General features: G+C 50.0%; 18 protein-coding genes and 1 pseudogene. 16 read left to right on the top strand and 3 right to left on the bottom strand.

Going from position 1 to position 23,746, the window contains the following annotated elements; genetic code table 11:
- The first annotated feature begins 88 nt into the window (after positions 1 to 88).
- The gene (locus tag HGP28_RS13965; protein ID WP_439333863.1) at positions 89 to 1,882 is read left to right on the top strand and encodes a protein-disulfide reductase DsbD; all 1,794 of its coding nucleotides are present in this window, start codon (positions 89 to 91) and stop codon (positions 1,880 to 1,882) included.
- On the opposite strand, the gene HGP28_RS13960 is transcribed toward HGP28_RS13965, so the two are convergent.
- The gene (locus tag HGP28_RS13960) at positions 1,871 to 2,926 is read right to left on the bottom strand and encodes a trypsin-like serine protease (RefSeq protein WP_168837090.1); all 1,056 of its coding nucleotides are present in this window, start codon (positions 2,924 to 2,926) and stop codon (positions 1,871 to 1,873) included. The genes HGP28_RS13965 and HGP28_RS13960 overlap by 12 nt on opposite strands.
- 274 nt (positions 2,927 to 3,200) lie before the next feature.
- Between HGP28_RS13960 and HGP28_RS13955 the strand changes: the two genes are divergently transcribed.
- The 4 genes from HGP28_RS13955 to HGP28_RS13940 all read left to right on the top strand — a co-directional run bounded on the left by HGP28_RS13955 (position 3,201) and on the right by HGP28_RS13940 (position 6,721).
- Positions 3,201 to 3,836 (top strand): response regulator, encoded by a 636-nt coding sequence (locus HGP28_RS13955; RefSeq protein WP_168837089.1) that lies wholly within the window; start codon positions 3,201 to 3,203, stop codon positions 3,834 to 3,836.
- A 280-nt stretch (positions 3,837 to 4,116) separates the two neighbouring features.
- Positions 4,117 to 4,380 (top strand): DUF4212 domain-containing protein, encoded by a 264-nt coding sequence (locus HGP28_RS13950; RefSeq protein ID WP_168837088.1) that lies wholly within the window; start codon positions 4,117 to 4,119, stop codon positions 4,378 to 4,380.
- Between the two features lie 12 nt (positions 4,381 to 4,392).
- Entirely contained in the window at positions 4,393 to 6,120 is a 1,728-nt protein-coding gene (locus HGP28_RS13945) for a sodium:solute symporter family protein (RefSeq protein ID WP_168837087.1), read from the top strand.
- Positions 6,121 to 6,238: 118 nt separating this feature from the next.
- Positions 6,239 to 6,721: a hypothetical protein gene (locus HGP28_RS13940; RefSeq protein ID WP_168837086.1), complete on the top strand. Its 483-nt coding sequence runs from the start codon at positions 6,239 to 6,241 to the stop codon at positions 6,719 to 6,721.
- 72 nt (positions 6,722 to 6,793) lie between these two features.
- Here HGP28_RS13940 and HGP28_RS13935 read toward each other — a convergent pair whose 3' ends face one another.
- Positions 6,794 to 10,243 carry a hybrid sensor histidine kinase/response regulator gene (locus HGP28_RS13935; RefSeq protein WP_168837085.1) on the bottom strand — a complete coding sequence of 1,150 codons (3,450 nt, stop codon included), beginning with the start codon at positions 10,241 to 10,243 and terminating at the stop codon, positions 6,794 to 6,796.
- Between the two features lie 136 nt (positions 10,244 to 10,379).
- A complete protein-coding gene (locus HGP28_RS13930) occupies positions 10,380 to 11,558 on the bottom strand; it encodes a 3-phenylpropionate MFS transporter (protein WP_168837084.1) in 1,179 nt (392 codons plus the stop codon).
- Between the two features lie 254 nt (positions 11,559 to 11,812).
- Between HGP28_RS13930 and HGP28_RS13925 the strand changes: the two genes are divergently transcribed.
- The 11 genes and pseudogenes from HGP28_RS13925 to HGP28_RS13875 form a co-directional block, all read left to right on the top strand.
- On the top strand, positions 11,813 to 13,669 hold the full coding sequence (locus tag HGP28_RS13925; RefSeq protein ID WP_168837083.1) for a DUF294 nucleotidyltransferase-like domain-containing protein: 1,857 nt from the start codon (positions 11,813 to 11,815) through the stop codon (positions 13,667 to 13,669).
- Between the two features lie 47 nt (positions 13,670 to 13,716).
- Positions 13,717 to 14,352, top strand: coding sequence for a 3'-5' exonuclease (locus HGP28_RS13920; protein ID WP_168837082.1), 636 nt, complete (start codon positions 13,717 to 13,719; stop codon positions 14,350 to 14,352).
- Between the two features lie 303 nt (positions 14,353 to 14,655).
- Positions 14,656 to 16,605 (top strand): acetate--CoA ligase, encoded by a 1,950-nt coding sequence (gene acs / locus HGP28_RS13915; protein ID WP_168837081.1) that lies wholly within the window; start codon positions 14,656 to 14,658, stop codon positions 16,603 to 16,605.
- Between the two features lie 391 nt (positions 16,606 to 16,996).
- Entirely contained in the window at positions 16,997 to 17,461 is a 465-nt protein-coding gene (aroQ, locus tag HGP28_RS13910) for a type II 3-dehydroquinate dehydratase (RefSeq protein ID WP_168837080.1), read from the top strand.
- Positions 17,462 to 17,517: 56 nt separating this feature from the next.
- Positions 17,518 to 17,982, top strand: a complete 465-nt coding sequence (accB, locus tag HGP28_RS13905; RefSeq protein WP_168837079.1) for an acetyl-CoA carboxylase biotin carboxyl carrier protein — start codon at positions 17,518 to 17,520, stop codon at positions 17,980 to 17,982.
- A gap of 14 nt (positions 17,983 to 17,996) precedes the next feature.
- Positions 17,997 to 19,340 (top strand): acetyl-CoA carboxylase biotin carboxylase subunit, encoded by a 1,344-nt coding sequence (accC, locus tag HGP28_RS13900; RefSeq protein WP_168837078.1) that lies wholly within the window; start codon positions 17,997 to 17,999, stop codon positions 19,338 to 19,340.
- Positions 19,341 to 19,464: 124 nt separating this feature from the next.
- On the top strand, positions 19,465 to 20,361 hold the full coding sequence (prmA, locus tag HGP28_RS13895; protein ID WP_168837077.1) for a 50S ribosomal protein L11 methyltransferase: 897 nt from the start codon (positions 19,465 to 19,467) through the stop codon (positions 20,359 to 20,361).
- Between the two features lie 175 nt (positions 20,362 to 20,536).
- Positions 20,537 to 21,505 (top strand): tRNA dihydrouridine synthase DusB, encoded by a 969-nt coding sequence (gene dusB, locus HGP28_RS13890; protein WP_168837076.1) that lies wholly within the window; start codon positions 20,537 to 20,539, stop codon positions 21,503 to 21,505.
- Positions 21,506 to 21,527: 22 nt separating this feature from the next.
- A complete protein-coding gene (gene fis, locus HGP28_RS13885) occupies positions 21,528 to 21,824 on the top strand; it encodes a DNA-binding transcriptional regulator Fis (protein WP_000462885.1) in 297 nt (98 codons plus the stop codon).
- 212 nt (positions 21,825 to 22,036) lie between these two features.
- Positions 22,037 to 22,696: a 2'-5' RNA ligase family protein gene (locus tag HGP28_RS13880; RefSeq protein WP_246225726.1), complete on the top strand. Its 660-nt coding sequence runs from the start codon at positions 22,037 to 22,039 to the stop codon at positions 22,694 to 22,696.
- 59 nt (positions 22,697 to 22,755) lie between these two features.
- Positions 22,756 to 23,691, top strand: a pseudogene (locus HGP28_RS13875) (CorA family divalent cation transporter); the annotation flags it as partial.
- Between the last annotated feature and the right edge of the window lie 55 nt (positions 23,692 to 23,746).

The raw sequence follows: 23,746 nt of genomic DNA, 5'->3' as shown, positions 1-23,746 counted from the left end.
TCTTTTGATTTGTCGCTAACGCTTTGCAACGATTTACCTTATCCTACGGTCTGATAAGTTTTAATGGGTTTATTTAATGAGATCACCAATGCGTATTTGGTTTGCTACAGCTTTGGCGCTGCTACTCCATTTTGCCGCGCCCAGTTACGCGTTTTTTGACGATAATGCGCCACTTCTCAGCAGCGGCAGCAACCAATTTGTTCCCGTTGACCAAGCCTTTCCCTTTAACTCGGTCCAACGTGGAGCCCGAGTTTTGGTCGATTGGCAAATTCGTGACGACTATTACCTCTATCAAGAGCGCTTAAGTTTTCGTGGTGAAAACGTCACCATCGATAACATTGCCATGGAAGATGGCACGCCTTATCACGATGAATTTTTTGGTGATGTACACATTTACACCACCACGTTAATGGCAACGCTGCAGCTGCAAGATTGGCAGCCGGGTGCTAAGCTGATTGTCGAATATCAAGGATGCGCGGCAGCAGGTTTCTGCTACCCACCAGAAATTCGCACCGTCGATATCACCGCGTTTGACAATGTCACTGCAACACAAACACCAAGCGCGAGCGCTGACACCACAACTCAATCGCAACCCACGAGCACCACGCCGCAGCCTGAAGACTCACTGGCGGCGACATTGGGACAAAACTGGTGGACACCATTGCTGTTTTTTGCGCTTGGCATCGGTTTGGCATTTACGCCCTGCGTGTTGCCAATGTATCCGATTTTAACCAGTTTAGTGCTAGGTCAAGGCAAGTTATCACCACGTCGCGCCCTCGCACTATCTTTGGTTTATGTGCAAGGTATGGCACTCACCTACACACTACTTGGTCTGGTTGTCGCCTCAGCTGGCATGCAGTTTCAAGCCGCAATGCAGCACCCCTATGTACTTATCGGCTTGAGCGTGCTTTTTGTCTTGCTCGCACTCTCTATGTTTGGCGTCTACACCCTGCAATTACCAAGCAGCGCGCAGACCTGGTTAAATAAACTGAGCAATCAGCAGCAAGGAGGTCGCTGGGTTGGCGTGTTCATCATGGGCGCCATTTCAGGCTTAGTTTGCTCGCCGTGCACCACAGCGCCACTTTCAGGCGCGCTGCTTTACGTGGCGCAAACGGGAGATCTATTGACCGGCGGTATCACCCTTTACGCCTTAGCGCTTGGCATGGGCATTCCGCTGATTTTAGTCGCTGTATTTGGTAACCGATTACTTCCCAAAGCGGGCAATTGGATGACCCATGTGAAAACGCTGTTTGGCTTTGTACTGCTGGCTGCGCCGTTGTTTTTGCTTGAACGAATTGTGCCAACATTTTGGGCGCAACTATTGTGGTCACTGCTTGGCATCGCCGCCTTTGGCTGGCTTTACCATTTGAAAAACGCACTGCCCTTTGGTGGCTGGAAACAGAGTGTCGTGGGCATTATTGCGGTATTGGGCCTAGTGGCATCAGCCCAGCCTTTAGTCACGCAGTGGCTCAACCCTCAAAGTAGTGCAGAGCACGCCACGAGTGTCAGCTTTATTCAAATTGAAACGCTCGCGGATCTCAATCGAGAGCTCGCCAGCGCGAAAGCACAAGGCAAACCGGTCATGCTCGATTTCTACGCTGACTGGTGCGTCGCTTGTAAGGAGTTTGAAAAGTACACTTTTCATACGCCTGCCGTGGCAAATAAATTGCAGCACTTTGTCTTGCTGCAAGCTGATGTCACGGCAAACCGAGTGCAAGACATTGAACTGCTCAAAGCCATGCGCGTGTTAGGCCTGCCGACAATTGAATTTTGGAATGCCGAAGGGGAGGCTCTGCCTCAGGCGCGCCTGACTGGTTTTATGGCCGCCGATCCCTTCTTGGCCCATTTAAATCAGATGATGGCAACCTCATCAGCGCAATAGCGAAAAGCGATCTTTCTTACGCCGGCGTATTGCGCAGCAAAGCAATACGCCAAGGCCCCAAATGGATATATTGCCACCACTAGAGGTGGTTGACAGCGCTTGGTTGGCCTCATCGCGCGAATTGGCATCATCCAACACCATATTATCTCGCATCGCTTGGGTTACCACGAGCGCGGGAGCCTCTCTGTCGTTTTTGACACGCTCTATCCACGGTAGGTATTGGTCAATTTTAGTAAACACGGCGGTATGATCTGAAAACGTCACCGAGCAGCCATTCCAACCAAAACTGGTGATACCAACCTGAACGTACTCACTCCCATTATGCCAATACAAAGGACCACCCGAGTCACCATCACAGGTGGTATTGTTGACTTGGGTTGTCGGGTTATATTGCCCTGAGGTGCAAATTTGCGTCGACTCCGCTGGCAGCTCGCAATCGGTGTTGGCCACATAATTCAAGGTGATTTTCAGCAACTGTCCTGAGGTCTGTTTTTCGGTCAGGCCATAGCCTAAAGCCACAAACTCCTGACCCGCCTTTTGGTAATAATAAGTATCAGCACTAGAGGCTAGCGGTAAATAAGCTTGTGCCGGCAAACTCAATGGCTGATCCAAGCGAATGATCGCAATATCATTGGGCCAAGCGCGGCCTTGATAGTCGGATGAATTGACAAAATCGGGGTGCACATAAAATGCGGCGGCGCGAATCGCTTGTTCGGGATTTGCCACAAATTCACTTTCATCCCCCATCTGCGGTGCAATCGAGGTGTACACCAAGCGTGAGGTGGCCAATGCCTTGCCATCGTAAAGACAATGGGCCGCAGTCAAAACATAGTTGGCATCTAATACCGTGGCGGAGCAATACAGTCCATAGAAACCGTTATAATGCGTCGTATCGTAATAGATGGCGGCAAGCGCGGGCCACTGACGGACGTCAACACGGTCGCCATTGTATATCCGTGGCGCAATGGTCGTTTCATTGGCGTGCAGCGAGGCACTTAAGACCAGCAACAGTCCTAATGTGGTATGTGAAAGATGCGTCCTCATGCTAATTCATCCTTGATCCATTTAGCGGATTTAAACACCATCATGGTGCGATGAAAAGCCATTCCAATCACACCAGACATCAACTTAACCTACTGAGTAAGAATAAAAAAATCAACAAGGATACGACTAGGACGTGAACTCGTTCACCCGCACAATTTCGGCTTAATGTTGGTATAAAAGACGATGGAGCTCTGAATTTTGTTGCTTATCTATTGTGTCCTTCTTGCTCAATGCGGATAATTTTGTAACGAATTCGTCAAAAGTGATTAACCTCATGAACGCCAGTTACACGATCATTATCGCCGATGACCATCCGCTGTTTCGTAATGCCCTGTTTCAGTCGGTGCACATGGCTATCAGTGGCGCTAATTTGCTCGAAGCCGACTCATTGAGCGCGCTGCTTACTTTGCTTGAAAAAGAGCCTGAGCCTGATTTAATCCTATTGGATCTTAAAATGCCTGGCAGTAATGGCATGTCAGGGCTGATCCAACTGCGCGCCGATTTTCCCGATCTGCCCATTGTGGTGATCTCAGCCAGTGAAGAGCCCGCCGTGGTTTCACAAGTCAAAAGCCATGGGGCGTTCGGTTTTATTCCCAAATCCAGTGACATGCGAGCGCTGATCGCCGCGCTCAATCAAGTGCTCTCGGGGGATCCTTATTTTCCTGCGGCGCTGCTGAACAATCCCGAAGCTTGTAACGAGCTAGCCGATAAAATTGCCGCTCTCACGCCGCAGCAATACAAGGTCTTAGGCATGCTCTCAGACGGCCTACTCAATAAACAAATTGCTTACGAACTGAATGTATCCGAAGCCACCATTAAAGCGCACATGACGGCGATTTTCCGCAAGCTTGGCGTAACAAACCGCACCCAAGCGGTCATTTTGCTTCAGCAAATGAGCCCCGAACATTAATCTTCTTTCTCACTCAGCCCGACCCAGTGCGGGCTAGTGCGTCAAACCTTGCTCGCTGTCACCTCATCTTAATGACTTGTAATCTCCCCCCTTCCGACCTTTGGCTAATAGCCGACAAGTGCCAGCTCACACTTTGCGCTGTTTTTTGTACCGCCCCCACAGTTTTGCCTACTTTCTTGCCATCGCGCCGCGACTAAAGTTGAAAAGCCCCACTCGTTTGATCCTGCTAAATTAGCATTGAAACATTTTTTTAACAACCACACATCAAAGGGAGGCGGCAATGGCGATTGAAAGTCAGGATAAAGCCAAAGCCTATTGGCAAAAAAACGTACGTTTGATGATCACACTGATGGTGATCTGGTTCGTGGTTTCATTTGGCTGCGGCATTTTGTTTGTCGACGAACTCAATCAATTTCAGTTAGGTGGCTATAAGCTTGGCTTTTGGTTTGCTCAGCAAGGCTCCATCTACACCTTTTTAGCGATCATTTTCTTTTACGCATGGAAAATGCGTCAAATCGATCGCGAATTTGACGTCGACGAATAAGGAGTTACTCACATGGATTTAAAAACGATCACTTATCTCGTTGTCGGGGCAACCTTTATCCTCTATATCGGCATTGCGATTTGGGCTCGCGCTGGCTCGACAAAAGAGTTTTATGTGGCAGGCGGTGGCGTTAACCCCGTTGCCAACGGTATGGCGACAGCGGCAGACTGGATGTCGGCCGCCTCTTTCATTTCAATGGCCGGCCTCATCGCCTTTATGGGCTACGGCGGCTCGGTTTTTTTAATGGGCTGGACTGGCGGTTACGTGCTGCTTGCACTGCTGCTCGCACCTTACCTGCGTAAATTTGGTAAATTTACCGTTCCTGAATTCATCGGCGAACGCTTTTACTCAAATGCGGCGCGCATTGTGGCAGTTGTCTGCCTGATTATCGCGTCAGTCACCTATGTTATCGGCCAAATGAAAGGCGTTGGCGTGGCATTTGGTCGCTTCTTGGAAGTGGATTACGCCACCGGTCTTGGCATTGGTATGTGCATTGTGTTCATTTACGCCGTGATGGGGGGAATGAAAGGGATCACCTACACTCAAATTGCTCAGTATTGCGTCCTCATTTTGGCTTACACCATTCCGGCCATTTTCATCTCATTGCAATTAACTGGGCATCCATTGCCTCAAATTGGCCTTGGCAGCACCATGGCTGGCAGCGATGTCTATTTGCTGGATAGGCTCGACCAAGTGGTCACAGAACTTGGCTTTAGTGAATACACCACGCAAGTGCGAGGGGATACCCTCAACATGTTTGTCTATACCATGTCACTCATGATAGGTACGGCAGGTTTGCCACACGTTATTATTCGCTTTTTCACTGTACCGAAAGTGCGTGATGCGCGTACCTCAGCCGGTTGGGCACTGGTGTTCATTGCCATTTTATATACCACGGCACCTGCGGTTTCCGCGATGGCGCGCCTTAACCTTATCGACACGGTTAACCCTGCGCCAGGTCAACATCTTGCTTATGATGAACGCCCTGACTGGTTTAAAAACTGGGAAACCACTGGCCTTTTGAAATTTGACGATAAGAACAACGATGGTGAAATTAACTACACCTCAAACCCGTCAACCAATGAACTTAAAGTCGACCGTGACATCATGGTACTGGCAAATCCTGAGATTGCTCAACTGCCCAACTGGGTGATTGCACTGGTGGCCGCTGGCGGCCTTGCCGCAGCGCTTTCAACCGCCGCAGGGCTGCTCCTTGCGATTTCCTCTGCGATTTCTCATGACTTGATCAAAGGGGTCATTAATCCGCGCATCTCGGAGAAAAAAGAGCTGATGGCGAGCCGAATTTCCATGGCGGTCGCGATTGGTGTGGCTGGCTATCTTGGCTTGAACCCTCCGGGCTTTGCCGCTGGTACGGTGGCGCTGGCCTTTGGCCTTGCAGGCTCTTCAATCTTCCCTGCGCTGATGATGGGGATCTTTAGCAAATCGATCAACAAAGAAGGCGCCATCGCAGGCATGGTGGCTGGCCTTGGCATCACATTATTTTATGTGTTCCAGCACAAAGGCATCTTGTTTGTGGCGGATTGGACTTACCTACAAAGCTGGGGCAGCAACTGGTTCTTTGGTATTGAGCCAAATGCGTTTGGCGCAGTCGGTGCCCTGTTCAACTTTGCTGTCGCCTATTCCGTCTCACGCGTGACAGCTGAAACGCCACAAGATGTGAAAGATCTCGTGGAACACGTACGTATTCCTGCTGGTGCAGGCGAAGCGCACGACCACTAAGATTTTCCTTAGGGTATACATCACAAAGCCCCTATCTCGGGGCTTTTTTCATCGCTCAAATTGGTTATGGTTAGGCTTATACCCAAACGGCTATTCTGAATGCGAAAAGGACTCGCTTATGTTTAAGAATAAACACCTGCTTGCGGCGCTACTCATTGCGCCTATCTTGTCGATAGTCGCCTATGTTGGCACGGATTTGGCCCTAAGTGAAAAGCCGCACGCCGCCAAAGAAGGTGAAACCTATAAGCTGGCCGCGCAATCCAATTGTCGCTATACCAGTGGCTTGTGTGATTTAAAAAATGGCGACTTTGGCATTCAATTTCGCTCTGATCCGCAAAGCTCTGGTGAGCTAACGTTAAGCTTAACCGCCAAATACCCACTGCAAGGCGTGCGAGTCGCACTTGTCGAAACACCGAGCGAACAGGGGATCCCATTAACAATGGCAGCGACCGATGATTCCGGGTTGCGCTGGCAACTGCCTCAAGCTGTTGCTCCGGCCAACGATCAATGGCTGCAAGTCGCGGTTCAGGCCAATAACACCCTCTATTACGGCGATACCGAAACCACTTTTTTTGTCTATCAAACCTTACTTGATCAGTAAGTGGAATCACACTAGTTAACGCCAAAACCTATCGTAAGGCAGCGTGGTGTTATTGACTGCAACACTCTTATATTAAGCGGGTTCGCGTAGCGCAACTCGATTCAGCAACGCGCGCAATTTCAAGGGTTTCACTGGCTTGGCAATAAAATGAAAACCGCCCGCCTCAATGCCATCAAGCATTGCTTGAGTGCGATCGGCACTAATGATCACCCCAAGAAAGCGATCGCCCAAACGTAATCGGCACTGCTGCAAGACTTCTAAACCGTGCCGTCCATCATCTAAGCGATAGTCCGATAAAATAACGCTAGGTTGCCAACCATCACTCAAGTGCGCCAAACTTTCGACCTGATCATGCGCGCAACGCACCTCACAGCCCCAGCGCGACAACAGCGTTGTCATCGCAGTCAAAATCTCTGGCTCGTTATCAACGCACAACACCGACAGCCCTACCAAATCATCATTGGATGGCGTCGCCACAGTGCGAGGCGCAGCATGAGTCACACTGTGGGTGCGTTGTAATGTGAGAGAAAAAACACTGCCTCGACCGGGCCATGAGCGCATCGAAATTTGATGCCCTAGCACGTGTGCGATGCCCTTTGATATCGCAAGCCCCAAACCCAAGCCTTGATCGGCGCGAATTTGGCTTCCTCGATGAAATTCTTCAAATATGACTTGCTGTTTATCTGGCTCAATCCCCAGACCATTGTCCCACACATCAATACGTACCAAATCCCCTTGCCGACGCACGCCGAGCAGCACTTTTCCATTGGGGCTGTAGCGAAAGGCGTTGGTCAAAAAGTTTTGCACCACTCGACGCAATAATTTGGGATCGGACAGCACAGTTAACGAGGTGGGCTGCATCGAAAATTGAATGCCTTGAGTACGCGCTAATGCGCTGAATTCAGCGTTGAGATTGGCCAGCACCGTATTCAGTGCCAAGGGTCGAACATTGACATCAAGCTTGCCTGACTCCAAACGAGAGATATCCAAGAGATCGCCAATCAGATCTTCTGCGGCGCCCAGGGCACTCTCAATGTGGTGCGCGAGCTGCTGAGTTTCTGCCTCGCGCGCCACTTCAGAAAGGGACGATGCAAACAAACGTGCGGCGTTGAGCGGTTGCATCAAGTCATGGCTTACCGCAGCCAAAAATCGCGATTTGGATTGAGATTCATGCTCGGAACGTTGAGTGGCGGCCACCAGTTTTTTATTGAGCTTTTCTAGCTCGTTCGTGCGCGCTTGAACGCGCTCTTCTAACGACTCATTGGCCTGTTTCAACGCTTGTTCTGCATCACGGAATACCGTGATATCGGTAAAACTCATCACAAAGCCGCCGCCAGGCATGGGATTGCCTTGCACCTCAATCACTCGGCCATCTGGGCGCACTCGCGAGGAGGTGTGGCGCGATCCTTGTTCCAGATAATAGACTCGGCGCCGCACATGTTCTTCAGGATCGCCCGGGCCACAAAGCCCTTGCTGCGCGTTATGGCGAATGATATCGGCAATCGGACGGCCCACTTGAATAAGGCCCGATGGAAAGTCAAACAGCTCAAGATACCGCTGATTCCAAGCCACCAAGCGGAGCTGTTTATCCACCACCGCAATCCCTTGACCAATATGCTCAATCGCCCCTTGCAGTAAGCCGCGACTAAAGTCATAAAGCTCCGAGGCCTCATCGACAATCGCCGCCACTTCTTCAAGTTGCATGTTGCGCCCTTGCAGCGCCGACGTCAGCACCAATTTTGCCGAGGATGCGCCAAAGACCCCAGCCAGCACTCGCTCCGTGTGACGAATAAGCGTTGCTGGTGCCTGCTGGTGAGCCAAACGCTCACCGGGCTGCTGAGCCCAATAGTGTAAAAATGCCGCTTGGACACGTGACTCGCCAACAAAACGCGAGGCCAGCATCTCAAGCTCTGCCACCGTCACTCGGCTTTCGTACAAAGAGAGATTCTCACCTTCTGGCAAGGGCGAGCCAATAAAAGACGCCGATTGCAGGCGCTCACTTAAACTGGGCCGAGTCAGCAGTGACAGCGCAATAAAGCAGCTCGCGTTGGCAACCACGCTCAAAAGCATGCCCCAATCGGCACTCACTACGCCCCACTGCGCCATGATGCTAGGTGGCGTGATAAGCCAAATAAGCACATTATTGCTCGCATCTCCAGCGAGCAGTTCAGTCTGACTCATTAGCGTGATAAGCCATAGAGTAAAACCAACGGCCAGTCCTGCGTAGACCCCTTTGCGATTACCTTGCCGCCAATAAAGTGCCCCCAATAATGCCGGTGCAAATTGCGTGATTGCGGCAAACGAGAGAAAGCCAATCGCCGAAAGTGAGCTTATCGCGTCCAGCGCGTGATAAAAGCCCCACGCACCTAACAGTAAGAGCACAATCAACCCGCGACGAATGCGCATCAACAGTGTAGAAAACTGACGATTATCGCGCTGCGACAGTTTGACATGGCGCAGTAACAGCGGCATGACTAACCCATTAGAGACCATGATGGCGAGCGCAATCGTCGAGACAATCACCATGCCGCTGGCCGCAGAAAAGCCGCCGACAAACGCCAGCAGCGCCACCCAATCGGCCTCAAGCGCCATCGGAATTCGCAGCACAAATGTATCAGCTCGCGCGACGCTGGTAAAAAGCGCTTCTCCGGCCCACGCAATCGGTAGGACAAACAGCCCCATCAGCAGTAAGTAACAAGGAAACAGCCAGCGGGCGGTATGCAGATCTTGCGCTCGTTCGTTTTCCACCACCATGGTGTGGAACTGCCTAGGTAAGCAAAGAAATGCCAACATGGTTAACACGGTATGGATCAGCAGCGTGGCGGCATTCGGCGGCGCATAACTGTGTGTGGCGCTGCGCCATACATCAATCGTTGCATCCGTGAGCGCCAAATGCAGCACAAAACCGCCCACCAGCAAAAAGGCCAATAGTTTGACCACCGACTCAAACGCCACCGCCATCATCATGCCACGGTGATGCTCGGTATTATCGACATGTCGCGTACCAAACAACATGGTAAACACGGCAAGCGCGCCAACCACCATCCAAGAAATGTGATTGTCACCTGAGGCGTCCGTTATCACCTGTGGCGCGACGATGCTCAGCCCCATCGTGATCCCGCGCAGTTGCAGTGCGATGTAGGGTAAAATTCCCGCCACCGCGATAAGCGTCACGACGACGGCAAGCCCTTGAGACTTGCCGTAACGAGCGGCGATAAAATCAGCAATTGAGGTAATGTGCTCGCGTTTGGCCACCAAAATCAGCCGCGCAATGATGCGCCAACCCAACACAAAAATCAGAATGGGGCCAAGGTAGATGGGCAAAAACGACCATGGATTGCTCGCCGCTTGCCCCACCGTGCCAAAAAAGGTCCACGAGGTGCAAAAGACCGCGATAGAGAGGCTATAAACCCAAGGACGCCAGCGCGCTAGCCAGCGAGGATTTCTATCTCCATACCAAGCAATCCAAAATAACAGCCCAAGATAGGCCATCGAAACGGGTACCACAAACCATCCATGCATGGGGGTCTCGCTGAATCTGTTTTAAGAGTGATGTTTAATGCCATTTGAAAAGAGAAAATTACATAACATCAAGAAAGCAAATTCATTAAATCAAGAAACCCACCACAGACCAACACGTAAGGTCAATTTTGCGGCATTACGCAGACGCACCGCGCTCTTTGGTCGATTGCGTCATGTCAGTCGCCGGTGGTAACTTTATCACCAACGCCATAATGCCCATTGCGGCCATTGCCCAAAACACATTGGCGCCCCATAGCTCATAACCAATACCACTGAGCGTGGTCATCAATGCGATAAAGCCGCCGAGCGGTAAAGCGTTGTACAAGGCTTGCAAAGCCACCATGCGATTTTCTGGCGCGCTTTGGATATAGCGGATCGCAGCGATATGCGCCATCGCAAAGGTAATTCCATGCAGCAGCTGCACCAAAATCAGTGCCGGTAATACCGTGGTTGACGCCGTGAGTCCCCAGCGAAGTGCAACACCAAGCGATGCCACAATAAATAAGCTGCGCAGTGAAAAACGGCCAAACCAACGACGACTAAAGGCAAAGACCACCACTTCGGCCACTACCCCTAAGCTCCACAAAAAGCCGATGATCTCTTCACTATGACCAGACTGTTTCCAGTAAAGCGCGCTAAATGCGTAATACGCGGCATGGCTACCTTGGATGAGCGCCATGAGTGCCAAAAAACGCCACACCGAATTTTCGCGCATCAAGTGAAGCAAATTAGGGCGCGCCTGCGCTGCATTTGCGTGGCTGGTGGGTCTGGGAGTTGGATTTAGCAAACCAATCACAATACTAAACGCCACGCCCACCAAAGCGGTGATCAAAATCATGTTGGCACCATATCGACTGACAAGATACCCGACCACAGTCGAGCCTGCGACAAAAGCGACCGATCCCCACAATCGCGTACGACCATAATCCAGCATTTTTAACCGAGCGTAGTAGTTCGCTAACGCGTCCGATAACGGCACAATCGGGCCACAGCAGAGGTTAAACAGCACAATCGCCGCGCCCATTAACCAAAGACTGCTGGTGGTAAAAAAGTGCAGCGTAATAAACAAGAATGCACCAGCACTGAGGATCCGCAGCGCAGGCAAAATAGCGTCCGGGCGATGAAATCGAGGTGTGATAAAAAGGTTAGCTACGCAGCGCGCCGCCAGACCAAGGCCAAGCAATAATCCAATGTCTGCCGCGTTGACATTTTGCGCCTCGAGCCACAAGGACCAAAAAGGCAAATAGACGCCGTAAGCAAAGAAAAAACCAATCAAATACTGGGCAATCCAGCCATAAGGAGACGGCGAAAACATACACAACATCCAAAAAAAGCGCGCAGCGCAAACGTTAAAATCGGCGCATTATCCCTCGTATCTAACCGAATAAAAAGGGAATATGCGACCTTGCGTGTTTCCTTATTCCATACTTTTCTACGTGCGCTGAACCGCGTGTTGCGAAGTCGACGGGTATAGACCAAAGTCGTCTGGAGGAACCGCGCAGTTTTGTCATGCTGTAATGGTCGTAGCGGCCGTGCGACATCGACTGAAACTAGGATAAGGAACGCTGAATGCCACATTCGCTCAATATGGCCATTGCCCCGTTTAATCTACTGACGCCTCGCGAGCAGCAGCAGATCAATCGAGCCTTAGATGTCGCCTATTATCGCAGCGATGAGCGACTCTTTGCTCTTGATAGCGCCAGTTGCTTACACGTCGTGATCAAGGGCACCGTCGAAGAACGTCATGCCAGCACAGGGGAGATCTTGGCGCACTACACTCATGACGATCTTTTTGATGTTCGGGCTCAATGGCATTCAACGCCGCGCCATCACTACATCGCCCTTGAAGACACGCTCTGCTATTTAGTGCCAAGTGATCTGTTTCGTCAGCTTTACCAAAACAACGCCGCCTTTGCCGATTATTTTGCCAGTGATTTAGCCACACGTAACGCGCTTATCGACACAGCCAAGCAACAACAAAATTTGGCCGAATTCATTCTGACCAAGGTGGATGCCTCGATTTATCACCCTGCGCTCATTTTGTCGCCAACGCTGTCGATACAAGCCGTCACGCAGCGCCTCAAAGCGGCAAGAGTCGATGCCGCGCTCATCGAATTGACTCACGATGCCCATCAAGCTCCCACACCAGCAAATTATGGCATTGTCACTCGCACCAATATGCTGCACGCCTTGATGTTGGACTCTCACGACGCCAATACGCCTATCGGCGAAATCGCCACCGCGCCAGTCTGCTTTGTCGAGGAGGGGACGTTTCTTTTTCATGCTATGGTGATGATGACGCGCCAGCGCATGAAACGAGTTATGGTGTGCAAAAACGGAGCCGCGGTCGGCATGCTGGATATGACTCAAATCCTCAGCACATTTTCGACTCACTCGCACGTTCTGAGTTTGGCGATTCATCGCGCGACGACCATTGATGAACTGGTGCAAGCTTCAGCCAAACAGCGCCAACTGGTGGCCAGCTTAGTGAACAACGGCATTCGTACTCGCTTTATGATGGCACTGACCGCCGCAATTAATGAGCTCATCATGGAAAAAGCGTTTCAACTGATTGTGCCGCAAGACAGACAAACGCAGTGCTGCTTGGTCGTTCTTGGCTCAGAAGGTCGCGGTGAGCAAGTGCTCAAAACCGATCAAGACAACGCGCTGATCATCGAGAACGGCATCGACTGGCCGGAATGCGCGCAAGTAATGCAGCAACTGACCGATACCCTATTGCAGCTTGGCTACCCAAGATGTCCAGGCAACGTGATGGTCAGTAACCCTGACTGGGTTCGGTCGCAGCAGCAGTGGCAGCAAACGTTAACCCTCTGGATTGAACGGGCTCAAGCAACGCATGTGATGAATTTATCCATTTTTGCTGATGCTCATGCTGTTGCTGGCAATCGCGATTTACTCACGCCAGTACGCGAGACACTGACCACTCAGCTCAAACAGCGAATGCTCGCCTTGCAAGAGATGGTGCGACCAGCGATTCATTTTGCGCTGCCATTAACCCTCTTTGGCTATGTTAAAAACGACCAGCATGGTGTTGATCTTAAAACCGCCGGTATTTTTCCGATTGTGCACGGGGTTCGCGCCTTAGCGTTTGAGTGTGCGATAACTCAAACCAATACCTTTGAACGACTCAGCGCGCTGCAACAAATCGGGCTGTTGGAAAAAGAGAGCGCAGACAACCTCAGCGAAGCGTTGAAACTGTTTATTCGCATGCGGCTCAATCAACAATTGCTCGCGATCTCAGACAGTGACCAAACCGAGCCACCGCAAAACCGCGCAACAGGCAGCCAAAACCACGTTGACCTGCATCAGCTTGATCGTACCCAACGCGATTTACTGCGCCACAGTCTGCATGTGGTGAAAAAATTCAAAGCGTTTTTGGCACACCACTACCACATTCGCGACTAACGCATTGGTGCGATCCCAATGGCGCTCTTTTTTAGAAAAAATTCAACATGAACAAGCTACAACGATATTATTGGTCTTATCGCTTGAAAGGCTCGCCTTATCAAGCGCTGTTTCACGACACCGTGGGCGATGAATGTATCTCACTCGATTGTGAAACCACCAGCTTAAATCCCAAACAAGCGGAGTTGGTTTCTATTGCGGCGACCAAAATTTGTGGTAACCGCATTTTAACCAGTCAATCATTCTCAATCACGCTGCGCGCGCCCCACTCACTCAATGCCGATTCAGTGAAAATTCATCAATTGCGCCATCAAGATTTATCTCAAGGGGTCGATGAATTCACCGCGCTCACTCAGTTACTGGCGTTCATTGGCAATCGTCCTTTGGTGGGTTACCACATTCGCTACGACAAAACGATTTTAGATCGCGCCTTTCGCCGCCACTTTGGTTTTCCGCTGCCAAATCGACTTATCGAAGTGAGTCAAATTTATCACGATAAGCTGGAGCAGCAGCTCCCAAATGCGTATATCGATTTAAGTTTGAGTGCGATATGCCACCATCTCGATTTGCCTTGTCATGAACGCCATAACGCGCTGCAAGATACGATTACCGCCGCACTGATTTTTGTGCGTCTGCGCTATGGCGAGCTACCACCGTTTAGCGCCTCGAAACCCCATCCTTAACCCCCTACGCCGACACACATTCATATACTCAAACAACTTGAAAATAGACTGGCTATTTCGCTGCGTTGTTTGCCTTGCTCTCAGCCCAGTGAGCCGGCTCTGAATCCAGCATCTTGAGGTCACTTGGGTATAGTGACTTGATAACGGCTTGCGGCGCATCTCACACCAGTTCGATTTTCATCCTAAAGTCTAATTGTGCAAATCGGCCTGCTCATCGAGAGTTAGGTCTCGTGTTAAGGAAGCTCAACCGATTTAAGAAGCCCAATCACCAGAAATGAATTGCGCCGGATAAGGAGAAAAAGAATGAGTGAAGCCAACGTGTACCCTGTTAAGGACAATATCAAGGCGCACACCCACGCCGACCACGCCACCTACGAAGCCATGTATCAACATTCGATTACCGATCCTGAAGGCTTTTGGGCAGAACATGGCAAAATCGTCGATTGGATCAAACCCTACACCAAGGTGAAAAACAGCTCATTTGATACCGGACACGTTGATATTCGTTGGTTTGAAGATGGCACGCTCAACGTTTCAGCAAACTGTATTGATCGCCACTTAGCCGAGCGAGGCGACGATATCGCTATCATTTGGGAAGGTGATGACCCAAGCCAAGACAAAACCCTAACATTCAATCAATTGCATCGCGACGTCTCGCTTTTTGCCAATGCACTGAAAGCGCAAGGGATTAAAAAGGGCGATGTGGTCTGTTTGTATATGCCAATGGTTCCTGAAGCGGCCATTGCAATGCTCGCCTGTACTCGAATTGGCGCGGTGCATACCGTCGTCTTTGGTGGCTTTTCTCCCGAAGCCCTTGCTGGGCGAATTATTGATTCCGACGCCAAAATGGTCATCACCGCTGATGAAGGTGTCCGTGGTGGGCGCGCAGTACCGCTCAAAAAGAATGTTGATGCTGCCCTTGCGCATGCCGACGTGACGACCATCGACAGTGTGATTGTTTTTCAGCACACTGGCGGTGACGTTGCATGGCAATCTCATGATGTCTGGTGGCATGAAATCACTGCGAATGTCAGCGAGGTGTGTGAGCCAGAGCCAATGAATGCCGAAGACCCATTATTTATCCTTTATACCTCAGGCTCTACCGGCAAACCCAAGGGCGTGCTGCACACCACTGGCGGATACCTCGTTTATGCGGCCATGACCTTCAAATATGTGTTTGACTATCAACCTGGTGAAACCTTCTGGTGTACCGCCGATGTTGGCTGGATCACCGGTCATACGTATCTGATTTACGGCCCACTCGCCAATGGTGCGAAAACCATTTTGTTTGAAGGTGTACCGACCTACCCAAGCACTGCGCGAATGAGCGAAGTGGTCGACAAACATCAAGTGAACATACTCTATACGGCGCCTACCGCCATTCGCGCGCTCATGGCCAAAGGCGATGAAGCCATTGCAGGCACCTCACGAAGCAGCTTACGCATCATGGGATCCGTCGGTGAGCCGATTAACCCAGAAGCGTGGGAGTGGTATTACAAAACCATCGGCAATGAGGCCTGCCCGATTGTCGATACTTGGTGGCAAACCGAAACGGGCGGCATCCTGATTGCGCCTCTTCCCGGCGCCACAGCCTTAAAGCCCGGCTCTGCTACGCGCCCTTTCTTTGGCGTGCAGCCCGCTTTGGTCGACAACCTCGGCAACATCATCGAAGAGACCGCTGGGGAAGGCAATTTGGTGCTCCTCGACTCATGGCCTGGGCAAATGCGCACCGTGTACGGCGATCATGAACGTTTTGAGCAAACCTACTTTTCTACCTTTAAAGGCATGTATTTTACCAGTGACGGTGCTCGTCGTGATGACGATGGCTACTACTGGATCACCGGACGGGTCGATGATGTTCTTAATGTCTCAGGACACCGAATGGGCACGGCGGAAATTGAGTCGGCATTAGTCTCGTACAGCAAAATTGCTGAAGCGGCGGTGGTCGGGATCCCACACGACATTAAAGGCCAAGCCATCTACGCTTACATCACGCTCAATGACGGCGAATTCCCATCTGCCGAGCTGCACAAAGAGGTTAAAGATTGGGTGCGTAAAGAGATTGGCCCTATCGCCACGCCAGATGTTCTGCATTGGACCGACTCTTTACCCAAAACGCGCTCTGGTAAAATCATGCGCCGTATTTTGCGCAAAATCGCCACTGGCGATACCAGCAACTTGGGTGATACCTCAACGCTTGCCGATCCAAGCGTCGTTGATAAGCTGATTGCCGAAAAAGCCGAACTCAGTTAATTCTCGCGCTTCGCTCAAACAAAAAAAAACCGCCACCGGCGGTTTTTTTGTTTTATCCCAATGCCATCTCAATATACCTCTGCAAGAGCGGTTAGCGCCCAACATCGGTAAAAAACAAACGAAACAGTGGCGTTCTTCATAGAAAAAGGGATTGGATTACAAAAACCAACACCCTTTTTGATAACCGTATTACGCATTTTGTTAACTTGATACAGAAACCGAAGGCAAACTAGAGTGATAAGACCAGTAAAATGCTGCTAATTGCGATGAATTAGCTATAATCGTGAGCGATTTTTTAGTTTTTGCTAACTTTACTAAAAAACCGCTGTGAAAAATCTGTCAATCTGGGAATATATGACTTTCACTCACGATAAAGGAAATTAGCAACACGATGTCTGCAAAATCACGAGTTCTACTCCTTAATGGCCCCAATTTAAATTTACTGGGTTTGCGCGAGCCGACCATCTACGGCAGCACCACATTGGATCAAATTGTTGCGAAATTAACACAGCAAGCCAACGCGCTGGGGTGCGAGCTAAGCCACCTGCAATCCAATCGTGAGTACGAACTGATTGACGCGATTCACGCGGCAATGGGGAACATGGATTTCATCATCATCAATCCCGCTGCGTTTACCCATACCAGCGTCGCACTGCGCGATGCTCTGCTTGGGGTCAACATTCCATTTATTGAAGTGCACCTGTCTAACGTCCACGCTCGTGAACCGTTCCGCCACCACTCCTATCTTTCAGATAAAGCGGTGGGTGTGATCTGTGGACTTGGCGCACAAGGCTACGAATTCGCTCTGTCGGCAGCCGCCAGCGCGCTTAACCGCGCTGATGTGTCGGCACAGTAACCGAATACTCTGCAACCTTTCGGTTGTCTTATTCACAAGATAAAGAGAAACAAAACATGGATATCCGTAAAATTAAAAAACTTATCGAATTAGTTGAAGAGTCTGGCATTGCAGAGCTGGAAATTTCTGAAGGTGAAGAGTCTGTACGCATCAGTCGTCACGGCCAAGTCGTGAGCGCGCCAATGCAATACGCAGCGGCCCCTGCACCAGTTGCCGCTCCAGCACCAGTAGCCGCACCTGCCGCGGCACCAGCAGAAGCGCCTGCGCCTGCAGCCGCTGCGCCAAGTGGTCACGCAGTCCTTTCCCCTATGGTCGGCACCTTCTATCGCTCACCAAGTCCTGACGCTAAAGCGTTTATTGAAGTGGGCCAAAGCGTTAAAGTCGGCGACACGCTATGCATCGTTGAAGCGATGAAGATGATGAACCAAATTGAGTCAGATAAAGCGGGCGTGGTTACCGCTATTCTTGCTGAAGATGGCCAAGCGATTGAGTTTGACCAACCTCTTGTCATCATCGAATAAGCGAGGCTTGCCTTATGCTAGATAAAATAGTCATCGCCAACCGCGGTGAGATTGCGCTGCGTATTTTGCGTGCGTGTAAAGAACTTGGGATCAAAACCGTCGCGGTCCACTCTACTGCCGACCGCGATCTTAAGCACGTACTGCTGGCCGATGAAACCGTCTGTATTGGTCCTGCGCGCAGCATCGACAGCTACCTCAATATTCCACGCATCATTTCTGCAGCGGAAGTGACGGGCGCGGTGGCCATTCACCCCGGTTACGGTTTCCTATCCGAAAACGCCGATTTTGCGGAACAAGTTGAGCGCAGTGGTTTTATTTTTGTCGGCCCAAAAGCAGACACGATTCGTATGATGGGCGACAAAGTTTCAGCCATCACCGCGATGAAAAAGGCTGGCGTGCCTTGTGTGCCTGGCTCTGATGGCCCACTTGATAACAACGAAGCCAAAAATAAAGCACATGCAAAACGCATCGGTTATCCGGTGATCATCAAAGCCTCTGGTGGCGGTGGTGGCCGTGGTATGCGTGTGGTGCGTCAAGAAGCGGATCTCATTCAAGCGATCAGCATGACTCGCGCTGAGGCGAAAGCGGCCTTCAACAACGACATGGTTTACATGGAAAAATTCCTCGAAAACCCTCGCCATGTTGAAGTGCAAGTCATCGCGGATGGCCAAGGTAATGCGATTCACCTTGGCGAGCGCGACTGCTCGATGCAGCGTCGTCACCAAAAAGTCGTGGAAGAAGCACCAGCACCAGGCATCACAGAAGAGATGCGTAAGTACATTGGTGAACGTTGTACTCGCGCGTGTATCGAAATTGGTTACCGTGGCGCGGGTACGTTTGAATTCTTGTATGAAAATGGCGAGTTCTACTTCATTGAGATGAATACGCGCATTCAAGTGGAGCACCCGGTGACAGAGATGGTCACAGGCGTTGACTTGATCAAAGAGCAACTGCGTGTTGCAGCAGGTCAGCCACTTTCTTTCACTCAAGATGACATTAAGATCCGTGGCCATGCGATTGAGTGTCGTATTAACGCCGAAGATCCGGTAACCTTCTTGCCAAGCCCAGGTAAAATTGAACGCTTTCACGCGCCGGGTGGCATGGGCGTCCGTTGGGAGTCGCACATCTATTCAGGCTACAGCGTACCACCGTATTACGACTCAATGATTGGTAAGTTGATTACTTACGGTGAGAACCGTGATGTGGCGATTGCCCGTATGCGTAATGCACTCAGCGAAATGTTCATCGACGGGATCAAAACCAACATTCCATTACAGATGGAAATCATGAAAGACGAAAACTTCCAAGCTGGCGGGACCAATATCCACTATCTTGAGAAAAAACTCGGCTTACAGTAACGAGTCAGCATCGTTATAAGTCTGAAAAAAGCGCTCACCTTGATGAGCGCTTTTTTACGACTGATTACCAAACGCACCAATTCTGCTACACTCTCGCCACTTTCTGTTTTGAAGAGCACACGCCATGCCTTGGATCCAAATTAAACTTAATGCCACGAACGAAAATGCCGAAGCCATTGGCGATATGCTAATGGAACAAACTGGCGCCCTTTCGGTAACATTTTTAGATGCCCACGACACTCCGGTATTTGAACCTTTGCCGGGTGAGACGCGTCTTTGGGGGGATACCGACGTTCTTGCGCTGTATGATGCGCAAGCCGACACCGCATGGGTACTGGGTCAAATCAAAGCCAGCGGCCTACTGACAGACGGTTTTGCCTACAAAGTAGAACAGCTCGAAGACAAAGACTGGGAACGCGAATGGATGGATAACTTCCACCCGATGAAGTTTGGTGAGCGCTTGTGGATTTGTCCAAGCTGGCGTGATGTGCCTGATCCTGACGCGGTCAATGTGATGCTTGACCCAGGCCTTGCGTTTGGTACTGGCACCCACCCTACAACAGCTTTGTGCCTTGAGTGGCTTGAAGGGCTCGATCTCACTGGTAAAACCGTGGTCGACTTCGGCTGTGGTTCTGGCATTTTAGCCATTGCCGCGATCAAACTGGGCGCGGCGCGTGTGATTGGGATCGACATTGATCCACAAGCACTGCAAGCGTCACGCGACAACGCACAGCGCAATGGCGTTGCCGATCAATTAGAAGTCTTTCTCCCTAAAGATCAACCCGCAGGTTTGGTCGCAGACGTCGTGGTCGCCAATATTTTGGCCGAGCCACTGCGCGATCTCTCAGACATCATCAAATCGCTCGTCAAGCCAGCAGGTAAACTCGCAATGTCGGGTGTGCTTGATGTTCAAGCCGAAGGTGTAGCCGGTTTCTACCGTGACCAAATTGAGCTAGACCCTATTGCTGAACAAAATGAGTGGTGTCGAATTTCTGGTCAAAAACGCAGCGAAACCGATTAAGACGCTAAAGAGGCTAAAATGGTGCGCGCCCTTTATTGCGCGCACATTGAGTTAATTGATTGAATTACATCCAAATTAGTAAAACATTCACACAATGCTCAAATATTAGTCTTTTCACACCGAAAAAAAATGCGTAAAATGCGCGCCCTTGCTGGTACTAAGCTGTGAAGACGTTTTGAAAATCGGAAATCATCAACTTAAGAACAATCTTATCGTCGCCCCAATGGCGGGTGTCACTGATAGACCGTTTCGTGAGTTGTGCCTTCGTTACGGAGCAGGAATGGCCGTCAGTGAAATGATGTCTGCCAACCCTAAACTGTGGAAAACGTCAAAGTCAAAGCAACGCATGGTACACGAAGGCGAATCGGGCATTCGCTCAGTACAAATTGCGGGCTCTGATCCTCAGCTTATGGCTGACGCTGCGCAATTTAGTGTTGAAAACGGTGCGCAAATCATCGACATCAACATGGGTTGCCCAGCAAAGAAAGTGAATAAAAAGCTGGCGGGCTCTGCATTACTTCAATATCCGGAGCTGATCGCGCCAATTTTAAAGGCCGTGGTCAACGCAGTGAATGTCCCTGTGACATTAAAAACCCGTACGGGCTGGGACCAAGCGCACATTAACTGTGTCGAGGTCGCCAAATTAGCCGAAGACTGTGGCATACAAGCGCTGGCACTGCACGGCAGAACCAAAGCTTGCATGTACAACGGCGAGGCCGAATATCACAACATCAAAGCAGTAAAGCAGGCCATTTCAATTCCGGTTATCGCTAACGGTGATATCGATAGCCCAGAAAAGGCTAAGTTTGTGCTTGAGCACACTGGCGCGGATGCTTTGATGATTGGACGCCCTGCCCAAGGTCGCCCATGGATTTTTCAGGAAATCCACCACTATTTGGAAACCGGCAACACGATGGCTGAACTGACTGTAAAGGAAGTGAAAACCATTATGCTTGGTCATGTTAAGGCGCTGCATCAATTTTACGGCGACTATTTGGGGCCTCGCATCGCACGTAAACACGTGGGATGGTACCTAAAAGAACATGAGCAGGCGAACGTGTTTCGTCGTACCTTCAACGCTCTAGACGCAGCGCCACTGCAGCTTGAAGCGCTTGAGGGTTATTTTGATAACGTTGCATCATAATTAAAGAAGAGCTAGACCGAATATGTTCGAACAAAATCTAACTTCAGAAGCGCTAACAGTAACGACTGTAACTTCACAAGATCAAATCACGCAGAAGCCACTACGTGACTCTGTTAAAGCGTCTCTTAAAAACTATCTTGCTCAGCTTAATGGTCAAGAAGTCACTGAACTATACGAGTTAGTTCTAGCTGAAGTTGAACAGCCACTACTCGATACCATCATGCAGTACACTCGCGGTAACCAAACGCGCGCAGCGACTATGATGGGCATCAACCGCGGTACTCTTCGTAAGAAACTGAAAAAATACGGCATGAACTAATTAATTTTAGTTAAGTCACTGAATTTAAAGCCCAAACGCCGCGTTCGTTTGGGCTTTTTTTCTATGAAACAGTCTTTGCCGTGCCCCTACAATTTAGACATAAATTAATATTTACTTCTAAAAAATAGCGTCTTAATTTAGGTAAAAAATTCATCGCTCATCCGGCCATGCACATAATTTATGATGCTATGTGGAATCAGTTTCGCCATGCTATGACACATAATAGCGCGCAACTTGATCCTTACTTGAATCACCTCGAACAAGATACACGCCGCGGCATCAGCGCGCTTGCTTATCTCAATCAAAGTGCCTCACCGCTACTGGATGAACTGGCCAAGTTTCAGCAATGTATTCGTCTCATTGAGCCCAACCAATATTTTCATCCTCTTGATGAACTTCACCTCACTGTGCTTTCTATTATTTCATGCATCAGCGATTTGACTATGGACCAACTCGACCTAAACCCCTATAGAGAGATATTTTGGGAAGTCATGCAAAAGAGCCGCCCAATTACCGTTCAATATCGTGGTATTAGCGCTTCATCTAATTGCATTGTGGTGCAAGGCTTTGTCAAAGACGATGCGCTGGAACAGCTGCGAGACACACTGCGGCATGAACTACGTGGGGCGCAGCTTCGCTGCAGTTTTGATACGCGCTATAAGTTAATGACGGCGCACAGCTCGCTCATCCGCTTTAAGAGCCCGCTTAAAGATCCAAGTTGTCTATTTGCAACTTGCCAGCGTTACCGTAGCTACGAATTTGGCTCGCTCGATCTCAACCAATTTGATTTGGTCTTTAACAACTGGTATCAAAATCGTGATTGCACCCACCTGCTGGCTCACTATTCAGCAATAACAACCGCCTCACTGTAAATAAAAATCACCTATAGTGTTGTTAATAAGGATAGTTTTGCATTGTAAGTAGGCGACAAATGGACTTTTTGATCACCCATTGGCAATTTGCCACCGAACCGCCCACAGAGCTTGAGAATAACCCTGTGGGACTGAAAGAGGCTCACTGGTATCACTGCCAGCGTAACGCACCCAGTTTGAGACCATGGCTTGAAAGCCTTGAGGTTCCACAAAGCGTCATCGACAGCTTACTGGCCAAAAATACTCGCCCGATGTTTGAGCAATATGACGAGCATAACTGCTTACTCATTTTGCGCGGTATGAACCTCAACCATAACGCGCACCCTGAAGACATGCCGAGTTTGCGTTTGCTTTACTATCATGGCGCATTGATCTCGGCCCACAAGTTTCCCAGCGAGACCTTGAATGAATTTTGCGCTCAACTCAAAACAGGCAATGGCCCACAAACATTGGAAGCCTTAATGCTGGGCATCATTGATGATCTCAACAAAAATATCGACAGTTACATCACGGAGCTTGAGGACCGATTTACTCATCTCAACAAGCTCTATGCTCTCAATAAATATCTCATGCCGACCCATCAAGCGTTGATCAAAATTAAGCGCTTCACCAAGCCTCAGCAATACGCTCTGGAGGATTTTCGCCACGCAGATCTTGAGCTTTCAAACAATCAGCACCTCAGCTTGCGCCACAGTGTCAGTACCATTACTCGATTAAATGACACGATTGATTTTCTTTTGACCGAAATCGAAATTATCAAAGGCGAAATTCGTGAGTACCACGCTGAAAAAATGAATCGCAACACCTACCTTTTATCGGTGATCGCCGCCGTATTTCTTCCCACCAGCTTTCTCACAGGACTATTTGGCGTCAATTTAGGCGGCATTCCAGGCACTGCGGCTCTGTTTGCTTTTGTGATTTTTTGCTGCGCACTTGGCGGCATTTTTTTGCTCGAGCTTTGGCTGTTGCGCCGCTTGGGCTTTTTGTCCTCAAAGCCGCAAAATCGAATAACGACTCGCGCGCGTCGTAAACCAGAGTCTCAGGCTGAGA

It is taken from the genome of Vibrio agarilyticus (genome assembly GCF_012641465.1).
GTDB lineage: Bacteria > Pseudomonadota > Gammaproteobacteria > Enterobacterales > Vibrionaceae > Vibrio > Vibrio agarilyticus.
The sequence above is the reverse complement of the archived record's forward strand: the minus strand, read 5'-3'. Positions and strand labels throughout refer to the sequence as shown.

Excerpts from the sequence above, each read along its gene's own strand:
- fis (WP_000462885.1), top strand. The coding sequence starts at position 21,528 with ATGTTCGAACAAAATCTAACTTCAGAAGCGCTAACAGTAACGACTGTA.
- HGP28_RS13880 (WP_246225726.1), top strand. The coding sequence starts at position 22,037 with ATGACACATAATAGCGCGCAACTTGATCCTTACTTGAATCACCTCGAA.
- HGP28_RS13955 (WP_168837089.1), top strand. The coding sequence starts at position 3,201 with ATGAACGCCAGTTACACGATCATTATCGCCGATGACCATCCGCTGTTT.
- HGP28_RS13930 (WP_168837084.1), bottom strand. The coding sequence starts at position 11,558 with ATGTTTTCGCCGTCTCCTTATGGCTGGATTGCCCAGTATTTGATTGGT.
- accB (WP_168837079.1), top strand. The coding sequence starts at position 17,518 with ATGGATATCCGTAAAATTAAAAAACTTATCGAATTAGTTGAAGAGTCT.
- prmA (WP_168837077.1), top strand. The coding sequence starts at position 19,465 with ATGCCTTGGATCCAAATTAAACTTAATGCCACGAACGAAAATGCCGAA.
- HGP28_RS13950 (WP_168837088.1), top strand. The coding sequence starts at position 4,117 with ATGGCGATTGAAAGTCAGGATAAAGCCAAAGCCTATTGGCAAAAAAAC.
- HGP28_RS13935 (WP_168837085.1), bottom strand. The coding sequence starts at position 10,243 with ATGCATGGATGGTTTGTGGTACCCGTTTCGATGGCCTATCTTGGGCTG.
- aroQ (WP_168837080.1), top strand. The coding sequence starts at position 16,997 with ATGTCTGCAAAATCACGAGTTCTACTCCTTAATGGCCCCAATTTAAAT.
- HGP28_RS13965 (WP_439333863.1), top strand. The coding sequence starts at position 89 with ATGCGTATTTGGTTTGCTACAGCTTTGGCGCTGCTACTCCATTTTGCC.
- acs (WP_168837081.1), top strand. The coding sequence starts at position 14,656 with ATGAGTGAAGCCAACGTGTACCCTGTTAAGGACAATATCAAGGCGCAC.
- HGP28_RS13925 (WP_168837083.1), top strand. The coding sequence starts at position 11,813 with ATGCCACATTCGCTCAATATGGCCATTGCCCCGTTTAATCTACTGACG.
- HGP28_RS13945 (WP_168837087.1), top strand. The coding sequence starts at position 4,393 with ATGGATTTAAAAACGATCACTTATCTCGTTGTCGGGGCAACCTTTATC.
- HGP28_RS13920 (WP_168837082.1), top strand. The coding sequence starts at position 13,717 with ATGAACAAGCTACAACGATATTATTGGTCTTATCGCTTGAAAGGCTCG.
- HGP28_RS13940 (WP_168837086.1), top strand. The coding sequence starts at position 6,239 with ATGTTTAAGAATAAACACCTGCTTGCGGCGCTACTCATTGCGCCTATC.
- accC (WP_168837078.1), top strand. The coding sequence starts at position 17,997 with ATGCTAGATAAAATAGTCATCGCCAACCGCGGTGAGATTGCGCTGCGT.
- HGP28_RS13960 (WP_168837090.1), bottom strand. The coding sequence starts at position 2,926 with ATGAGGACGCATCTTTCACATACCACATTAGGACTGTTGCTGGTCTTA.